Origin of the sequence: Ensifer sp. NM-2 (assembly GCF_003024455.1) — a bacterium.
In the GTDB taxonomy this organism is placed as follows: domain Bacteria; phylum Pseudomonadota; class Alphaproteobacteria; order Rhizobiales; family Rhizobiaceae; genus Ensifer; species Ensifer canadensis.
Window position 1 is genome coordinate 433,946 of the sequence record NZ_PVZR01000004.1, and the last position, 8,797, is coordinate 442,742.

Annotated in this window: 7 protein-coding genes and 2 pseudogenes; 2 read left to right on the forward strand and 7 right to left on the reverse strand. The window is 59.8% G+C overall.

The features are described from left to right. Position 1 precedes the first annotated feature (1 nt). Entirely contained in the window at positions 2–808 is an 807-nt protein-coding gene (locus tag C6558_RS11540; protein ID WP_057207956.1) for a phosphate/phosphite/phosphonate ABC transporter substrate-binding protein, read from the forward strand. Here C6558_RS11540 and C6558_RS11545 read toward each other — a convergent pair. Genes C6558_RS11545 through C6558_RS11565 form a run of 5 tightly spaced genes read right to left on the reverse strand, consistent with a single transcriptional unit; the run spans position 790 to position 6,147 of the window. Further along, a complete protein-coding gene (locus C6558_RS11545) occupies positions 790–1,761 on the reverse strand; it encodes an oligopeptide/dipeptide ABC transporter ATP-binding protein (RefSeq protein WP_057207954.1) in 972 nt (323 codons plus the stop codon). The genes C6558_RS11540 and C6558_RS11545 overlap by 19 nt on opposite strands. Further along, positions 1,761–2,735 (reverse strand): ABC transporter ATP-binding protein, encoded by a 975-nt coding sequence (locus tag C6558_RS11550; RefSeq protein WP_057207952.1) that lies wholly within the window; start codon positions 2,733–2,735, stop codon positions 1,761–1,763. The genes C6558_RS11545 and C6558_RS11550 overlap by 1 nt, the downstream gene beginning before the upstream one ends. Beyond that, the gene (locus tag C6558_RS11555; RefSeq protein WP_057207950.1) at positions 2,732–3,565 is read right to left on the reverse strand and encodes an ABC transporter permease; all 834 of its coding nucleotides are present in this window, start codon (positions 3,563–3,565) and stop codon (positions 2,732–2,734) included. The genes C6558_RS11550 and C6558_RS11555 overlap by 4 nt, the downstream gene beginning before the upstream one ends. A 2-nt stretch (positions 3,566–3,567) precedes the next feature. Beyond that, positions 3,568–4,542: an ABC transporter permease gene (locus tag C6558_RS11560; protein ID WP_057207948.1), complete on the reverse strand. Its 975-nt coding sequence runs from the start codon at positions 4,540–4,542 to the stop codon at positions 3,568–3,570. Between the two features lie 42 nt (positions 4,543–4,584). Next, entirely contained in the window at positions 4,585–6,147 is a 1,563-nt protein-coding gene (locus tag C6558_RS11565) for an ABC transporter substrate-binding protein (protein WP_057207946.1), read from the reverse strand. 248 nt (positions 6,148–6,395) lie between these two features. Between C6558_RS11565 and C6558_RS11570 the strand changes: the two genes are divergently transcribed. Then, entirely contained in the window at positions 6,396–7,349 is a 954-nt protein-coding gene (locus tag C6558_RS11570; RefSeq protein ID WP_057208073.1) for a fatty acid desaturase, read from the forward strand. 126 nt (positions 7,350–7,475) lie between these two features. Here the strand turns inward: C6558_RS11570 and C6558_RS11575 are convergent. Both C6558_RS11575 and C6558_RS11580 read right to left on the reverse strand, forming a co-directional pair. After that, a pseudogene (locus C6558_RS11575) lies at positions 7,476–8,436 on the reverse strand (IS30 family transposase); the annotation flags it as partial. Between the two features lie 2 nt (positions 8,437–8,438). Further along, positions 8,439–8,582, reverse strand: a pseudogene (locus tag C6558_RS11580) (ISNCY family transposase); the annotation flags it as partial. Positions 8,583–8,797 lie beyond the last annotated feature (215 nt).

Sequence of the window (8,797 nt, forward strand, 5' to 3'; positions counted from 1 at the left end):
GATGTCGCTTGCCAGCCTCGCCATGTACGTCAGCCCGCCGCCGGTTCAGGAGGCGACGCGGCTGTTCTGGGGCGCGTTGGGCGCACGCATTCGTGCCAATGGGCTCGATGCCCCGGCAACGTTGAACGACGATGTGCGTTATGACGAAGCCTGGCTTCGACCCGACCTGCTGTTCGGCCAGACCTGCGGATATCCCTACGTCCAGCATCTGCGCGGAAAGGTGCAACTTGTGGCGTCGCCCGTCTACGGATTGCCGGGCTGCGACGGACCGCTCAAGTGCAGTTTCATCATCGTCAATGCCGGGTCGTCGGCACAGTCGATTGAAGAATTGCGAGGCATGCGAGCCGCAATCAACGAGCCCGGCAGCAATTCGGGCTATAATCTGTTCCGCGCATTCGTAGCGCGCCATGCCATTAAAGGACGGTTCTTTTCTTCCGTGTTGGAAACCGGAGGCCATCGGGCGAGCATCGACGCGGTATCGAGCGGGGAGGCGGATGTTGCGGCGATCGACTGCGTGACCTTCGGCAATACTCTGCGATTCGACCCTGATCGTGTCGCCGGTGTTCGCATCCTTGCGGAGACCGCCAAGGGACCGGGCCTGCCCTTTATCACGGCCGCCGGAACGCCGACCAAGGACCTGGCGGTTCTGCGCCGCGCCTTGGCGGAGACGATAGCCGATCCGGAGGTCGCCGATGTCTGCGACACGCTTTCGCTGCGCGGGATCAGCCTGCTGGGTGATGCCGACTACGAAAGGTTGGCGGAATTTGATCGGGATGCTGTGCGTCATGGTTATCCCGCTATCGCCTGAGGCAGGACGATGGCTTCTGCGGTGAGCGGGAAGTGGCATGCGACGCTACGTCCATCCGCTCCGGCCTGAAGGGTGGGTGCTTCGCCGACGCATCTCGGCTTTGCCAGTGGACAACGCTTGTGGAAGCGGCACCCGGAGGGCGGGTTGCTCGGGCTAGGAAGCTCGCCCGAGAGCACAATGCGCACGCGTCGGCGACCGGGATCGAGCGTGAGGTTGGCCGAGAGCAGTGCCTGTGTATAGGGGTGCGCGGGATCGCGAAATAATGCGGCCGTCGGCCCGCTTTCGACAATTTGGCCGAGATACATTACCGCCACACGATCGGTCACGCGGCCGACTACATTGAGATTGTGGGAGATGAGCAAGTAGCTGAGGCTGAGACGATCTCTCAGTGCCCGCAGAAGGTTCAGAAGCTCGCCTTGGATGGAAATGTCGAGACCGGCCGTTGGTTCGTCGGCAACGATGATCGACGGTTCGGCCGCAAGTGCCCGCACGAGCGCCACGCGCCGCGCCTGTCCGCCGCTCAGTTGATGCGGATAGCGCGACAGAAGCTGTTCGCCAAGACCGATGCCTTCCGCCAGCGCCGATATCCGCGCCCAGCTTTCGGGCGTGTGTACCTTTCTGATTTTTAGCGGCTCGGCAAGCAAGGAGTGCACCGTCATACGCGGAGAAAGTGAGGCGGCCGGGTCTTGAAACAGCAGCTGGATCCTGCGCTGCAGATCGCTGCGGCGCCGACTGGTCAAATCCTGCAGCGTCTCGCCCTCGATCGTCAGCTTACCGGCCGCAAGCGGCTGAAGCCCCACGATCGCGCGGGCGACAGACGACTTTCCGCAGCCGCTCTCCCCGACGAGACCCAGGGTCTCGCCGCGTCGCAGCTCCAGCGAGACGCCATCGACTGCCGTCAACCGATCGTAGCGGACGACAGCATCCTTCAGGATGAGTGCCGTAGGGGTCATCAGGCAGCCTCCAACCAGCAGGAGTAGGCCTGTCCGCTGTCCGCCTGCCGGCGGGGCGGCTTGTCGCTGCAACGGTTGTGGCGGGAGGAACAGCGGCCGGCGAAGATGCAGCCTTCAGGTCGGCGGGCGGGATCGGGGACGTTGCCCGGGATCGTCGCGAGGTCCTGCGACGGGTGGAAGGCGGCGTAGGGATTGACCTCGCACGCAAGCAGCGCGCGGGTGTAGGGGTGTCGCGGACGATGCAGCACGTCGCGTACGGGCCCGCTTTCCACCACCGTTCCTGCATACATCACGATGACACTGTCGCAGAGTTCGGCGATCAGTCCCATGCTGTGGCTGACGATGAGCATGGACGCGGCCGTCCGTTGTCTCAACCGGTGCAACACTTCGACGACCTGCGCTTCGATCGTCGCATCGAGCGCCGTGGTCGGCTCATCGGCAATTAGCAGTTTCGGCTCGACCAGAAGCGCCATGGCGATCACCACACGCTGACGCATACCGCCGGAAAACTCGTGTGGGTATCGGCGCATGCGCGCTGCTGCGTCTTGCACACCAACATCGGCAAGCATCGTTTGAGCCCGACCCCAGAGCTTCCGTCGGCTCTCCTTGGGAAACCGCCGACGCTGAATATCGACGAGTTGGGTGCCGATGGTGAACATCGGATTGAGCGCCGTCATCGGGTCCTGGAAAATCATCGAGATATCGGCACCGCGTAGCGCCGCCGTTTCCTTCACGGCGAAGTTGGTCTCGCGGCCGTCGAACACAGCGCGGCGTGCGGAAACCTCTGCATCGTCGGCAAGCAGCCCAAGCATTGCCAAGGCCACTGTCGATTTGCCACTGCCGCTTTCGCCGACGAGACCCACCGATTGCCCCCGTCCGATGATGATATCCGCACCATCGAGAATATGAGCCGTGCGCCCCGACCCCCGGTAGGATACGTTCAGGCCTTCAATTGTGACGAGGGCGTCTTTCATAGGGTCTTCCTCAGCTTGGGGTCGAGCGAGTCACGCAGAGCTTCGCCCAGGAGCGCGAAGCCGAGAGTGGCGAGAACCAGCACCAAGCCGGAAAACGTGGCCAGCCAGATCGACCGGTCGAGATAGGTATAGCCATCGTTGAGCAGATTGCCCCAGCTTGCGAGCGGCGGACGTACGCCAAGACCAAGAAAGCTGAGCCCCGCCTCGATGGTGATGACAACGGGAATGTCCATGCAGGCCAGCACGAAAATTGGGCTGATGATATTTGGCGTGACGTGATGAAGGATCAACCGCCAGGACTGAGCACCGAGTACTCTTTCGGCCTCAATGAACGGGCTGTTGCGGATCGCGATTGTTTGGGCGCGGGCGACCCGGCCGAAATGGGGGATAAAGACGATGCTGACGAGCAGGACGACATTGCCGAGGCCCGGACCGAATACGGCGACCAGCGCCAGTGCTAGGATGATGCTCGGAAACGAGGTGACAATATCGAAGACGCCGATGACGAACAGATCGACGGCGCGCGGCGAAAGGGCGGCCGCGATCCCGAGGGTTACACCAATTATCAGGGAAATGGCGATGACCGAGAGCGAGATGCCGAGCGCCACCCGCGCGCCGTAGATTAGGCGGCTCAGGATGTCACGACCGAGATGATCCGTTCCAAGCAGATGCTGCAGCGAGGGGTCCATCAGTCGGTTGCCGGGCGCGATGGAGTTCGGGCCATAAGGTGCGATCAGCGGCGCGGCGATCGCGACCACACAAAGAAGCGTCACCGCAATGAGCGCGAAAGTGCCGCCTGGACGTCGGGGGAGGTCAAAGAGGACGGCCATCCCTAGTGTCTCCCCACGGCGAGGCGCGCGCGCTCGCGCGGATCGATCAGGCTCTGGCCAAGGTCAGTGATGAGGTTCGTCAACACATATAGAGTGACGATGACGAAGACGCCGCCCTGAACGACCGGGTAGTTGCGCGTCCGAATGGCGTCGTAGATCAGCGAGCCGAGGCCAGGGCGGTTGAAGATCACCTCGGCAAAGACCGCGCCGCCAAGAAGATCGCCAAACCCCATGCCGAGCACTGCAACGGTCGGCAGTACTGCTGGCTTCAGCGCATACTTGAGCAAGATAACCGTTTCGCTAACGCCATAAGCGCGCAGCGTGCGGATATGGTTTTCACCGAGCACCTCGAGCAGCGAGGACCGTAGAAGGCGAGCGATATAGCCAATCCAGCCAGCAGCGAGTGCAGTGGTCGGAAGCACGAGATGCCAAAGCTGATCACTGAGATCCCCGCTTTCGCCCACACCCAGAACTGGAAACCAGCGGAAGGTCACGGAGAACACCATCAGGAGGAAAATCGACACGACGAAGCTTGGCGTCGAGATGAAGGCGACACTCAGGTATGCGATCAGCCGATCGACCTTGCCACCCGGACAGCGGGCAGCGAGCAGGGCGAGCGGCACACCGAAGGCGATTGCGCACAGCATAGCGGAGATCGCAAGCGCCGCCGTGTTCGGCAGAGTGGCGGCAACGAGGGCAAGAACCGGCCGACCATTAAAGACATCTTCGCCGAGATCGCCGGAGAAGAGCCGACCGAAGAAGGCGAGCACCTGCGCGATCAGCGGCTTGTCGAGCCCGATGCGGGCGTTGAGCGCAGCGACCGCTTCCGGTGTTGCGCGCGAACCAAGGACCACGGTTGCAGGATCGCCCGGGATCAGCCGCGTCAGAGCCATCAGAAGCACGACTGAGCCGGCAACGGCGAGAAGCGCCGTCGCCAGTTTGAAGGTGAGATGAATCTGAAGGGATGCGCTTCTCATCGCGGCGCATCCCGTTTTGTCCGTGTAAGCGCAGTCACTGGATCAAGCCGTCGCTTCCGTAAAGGCCGTGTAGAGCCAGTTGTTGCCATTCGGCAGGACGCCGGGTTTCAGCCACTTCCGGGAAGCGAAAGCGTTAAGGTTGTGGGTGATCCAGATGAAGGCTGCGGATTCATCAAGCAGCTTCTGCGCCTCAATGTAGATCTTCTCGCGCTCAGCCGGATCGACGGTGACGCCACCCTTTTCGTGCAGGGCGTCGAAATCGGTGTTCTTCCAACGCTGCCAGTTCCATTGACCGACCTGTGCTGACGTGAACCACTGCGTCTGGAAGCCGGGGTCGAACTTGCCGTTGTATTTGATCAGCGACAGTTCGAGATCCTTGCTGGCATCGTTTTCGCCGAGCGCCCAATAGGCTGCGGACTCCAGTGCCTCGATTTCGACCTCGATACCGACTTCGGCAAGATTGGCCTGGATTATCTGGGCGATCGCCTCATAGCGCGCATTGGCTTCGATCGTCAGCTTCGTCTTGAAGCCATCGGCGTGGCCCGCCTCAGCGAGCAGGCTCTGCGCTTTTTCCAGGTCGCGGGCATAGACAGGCGCATCCTTCCAGTAGCCGAGCAGGTTCGGTGCGAGCAGCGCGTTGGCACGCGGATAGATGCCGGAATAGGCGCCCTGCAGGATAGCTTCGATATCGACGGCGTAGCGGATCGCCTGGCGAACCCGGATATCGTCAAACGGTGCCTTCTCGATGTTCGGCCCGAACCAGACATAGTCGATGGCGGGAATTTCCGTCACGCTTGCATCCGGCAGATCAGATAGCGCTTTGCCGCTTTCCGGATCGATGGCAGTAAAATCGATCTCGCCGGACTGGAAGGCGATTTCTGCAGTCTTCTGTTCGCCGATTGGCTTGCCGACGATCCGCTGGAAGTACGGCTTGATCGGCCCCTTGTAGTTTGGGTTGATTTCGAGAACGAATTGCTCGCGCGGGGTCCACTGCTTGAGTACATAAGGACCGCTACCAATCAGTTTTGTAGCGATGTCCTTGCCGTGCGCTTCGAAAGCCTTCTTCGAGATGATGCGGCCCGAACCATCGGCTAGCGCGATCGTGTAAAGCGCCGGCGCCGGGTTCTTCAGGATGATGCGGCCTTCGAGTGGCCCCGTCACCTCGACGCGATCGAGTGCGGACCAGTCCTTGGCATAGGTGACGGGCTTGCCATCGGCATCGGGATTGATGAAGCGCTCGAAGGAGAACTTCACGTCCTCGGCCGTTAGGTCGCCATAGCCGTCGGTAAAGGTGAGGCCGCCGCGCAGCTTGAAGCGGATTTCAGTGTCGTTCACCTGCTCCAGTTCTTCGGCCGCATCGAGCTCCCACTCGGTCGAACCTGGCTTGAAGGAGATCAGGCCCTGTTGCACGGACCAGATAACGTTGAGATCGACCGGGCCGGAGCGGTGGGCCGGATCTAAGTTGGAAAGGTCCTTGTCGATGCGCACGGTGATTTTGGTGCGATCGGTATTGGCGAAGGCGGGATGGACGCCACCGAGCGCGACGACGGTCGCAATAGAAGCGCCGCCGATCAACACCTGTCGGCGTGTAGGGTGGAATGTCATTTAATGTCCCTCCAATCATGAGCGCCCGGCCACAAAGTGGAAAGGACGGCTGTCAATTCGATGAAGGGATTAAAGCCAATAATCTATAAATTACATAGAATAAATATTTTGCGATCCGGCTTTTTTGCGCAACCGGTTTCCTTTTTTCGCGGCTCCGCTGCAAAGCCATGCGGCGCGGCATGAGGCATCGGCCTTTTATATTGGCGCTTGAAATCTATCGCTTTTTCCCCTTTGCCGGAACCTGCTTCATGTCCAGCCACCTGTCGTCTGACACTCTTCCTTCGCAATCTGCCCTTTCAATCATCGCCCGTATTGAATGGCAGACTGTGGCCTTGGCTCTCGTCATCTATGGTGGTTTCTTCGGCTTGACTTGGTTCTGGCAAGCAATGCCCGCGGCTGCAGTATTTGGCTTAGGTGGCTGGCTGATTGCTTGGCACGGGTCGCTTCAGCACGAAGTCATCCACGGGCATCCAACCCGGAACCGTCTTGTAAACGACGCGATCGGGTGGCCGCCATTATCCCTTTGGTTGCCCTACGCGATCTATAGGGAAGAGCATCTGGTTCATCATCGAGACGAGCATCTTACGGACCCAATTGAAGACCCCGAATCCTCCTATTTTACCCAAAATGCCTGGGAGGCGATGGGCCGTCTTGGCAAGGCTCTTGCATCCTGGAACACAACGCTGCTTGGAAGGCTAACGATCGGGCCGCTCGTCATGATCGTGAATTTTCTGGCACAGGAAACGATGCAGATATTAAAGGGTGACCGCCAGCGAGCGTACATCTGGGCGCGGCACATCATCGGCGTCGCATTTGTATCAGCTTGGGTGTTTTGGATTTGCGATATGCCGCTGTGGCTCTATCTTCTTGGCTTCGTCTATTTCGGTGCGGCACTCAGCAGATTGCGGTCGTATGCCGAGCACCGATATGCAGATAATCACGATGAGCGTACGGCGATCGTTGAGAATAGTGCTCTCTTCGGGGTGCTCTTCCTCTTCAACAATTTGCATGTGCTGCATCATCAGCGTCCCGGCGTGCCGTGGTACCGGATTCCATTTCTTTACCGTCGATACAGGACTATTCTCATCGAGGCCAACGGTGGTCTTGTCTACGATGGTTATCGGGATGTCGCACGACGGTTCCTGCTACGACCACACGATGACCCTCGTCACCCCCGGCACTGCCAGCGGAGCGATCCATGAACGGGTTGGGAAAAGAGACTTCGATCAAAGCATTCTCGTGGCGGCGGGAGTGATCCAGCGACATATCGCCGGATCGGAAGGCATCTGTGAGTTCACGACGAACCGCGACCTGCGGGCTTTGCGACGCTAGCCCGTGCGCCTGTTCTGCGCGAGCAGTTTCTGGCGAAAGACTTCAGCTGGCGTTTTGTAGCCAAGGCATTTTCGTGGCGTTGCGTTCAGGTGATTGCAGATCTCGGTGAGATCGCGATCATTGAGAGACAATGGATCGACCTCTCTCGAAAGCCATTTCCTTGCCCGCCTGTTGGTGTTTTCAACGGTACCCTTCTGCCAAGGAGATTGGGGGTCGCAGAACCATGTTTGTGTTCCAATGCTTGCCTGCAAGTAAGACCAGTCCGTGAACTCCGTGCCGCGATCGAAGGTAATCGAGCGACGGGCGAGGTGAGGGAGGGATTGCAGCACTTGGATCAGCCCATCCATCACCGGCCGTGATTGCCGGTCGTTGTTGCGCAGAAAAACGGCAAATCGGCTAACCCGCTCGACCAGCGACGTCACATTCGCCTTGCCGAACTTCTTGCGGAATTGAATGAGATCGCATTCCCAATGACCGAACTGCTTGCGCGCAGCAACGGTGTCGGGACGGTAGAGAATGTTGACATCCGGGCTGAACCGCCTGCCATGACGACGCCTGGCATGCCGCGGCCGACGTCTGGCGCGGTGCTCCGGCAGATGCCGCCAGAGCTTGATCGCATGCCCATCCGCGGAGTAGGCGAACTTGTAGATCGTCTCATGGCTGACAGAAATCGGATGGCGCTCCAACTGCAGTCGGCCGGCGATTTGTTGCGGCGACCAACCATGCATGATGCGCTCGATCACCGATTGGCGGCAGATGCGAGATCCGGGCAAGTTTGCGCAGCTTGGCACGCCGCTCTCGCGCCATGTCGTTGGCGGTCACGCAGTAATAGCCGTTGAGGTCCGGCATCTTTTCATCCTCAAACGCGTTGCGTCGCAGTTCGCGAAAAATCGTCGAACGATGTCGTCCGAGTTTCTCGGCGATTACGTCAACGCTGATGCCAGCCGATCGCCAGCGCCGATCCGGTCCAACAGACGACGCACCTGGCGGGTACTCAAGCCAAGCACATGCGCTGCCGAAACCAACGTCATCCGCCCGGCGGTCACTTTCGACAAAATCTCGATCCGCTGCAGGTCACGCTCGCTCATCGCAATCAATCCCATCCGCAATCTCCCAGGTCATCAAAACCCGGGGAGAGTGACATTCCAACTTTGAGGGATCAGGACACTTCAACTTTGCGGCTACAACAACTGTGGCAGCAAGGTTGAACTGTCCACGTTGGCGCAAAGTAGAAATGTCACTTTGGGCGGCGCGTCGTCAGCCATTTAGACATGCGACACTCGACATCTCCACTGGCGCTGAGGCAAGCCCCCGACCG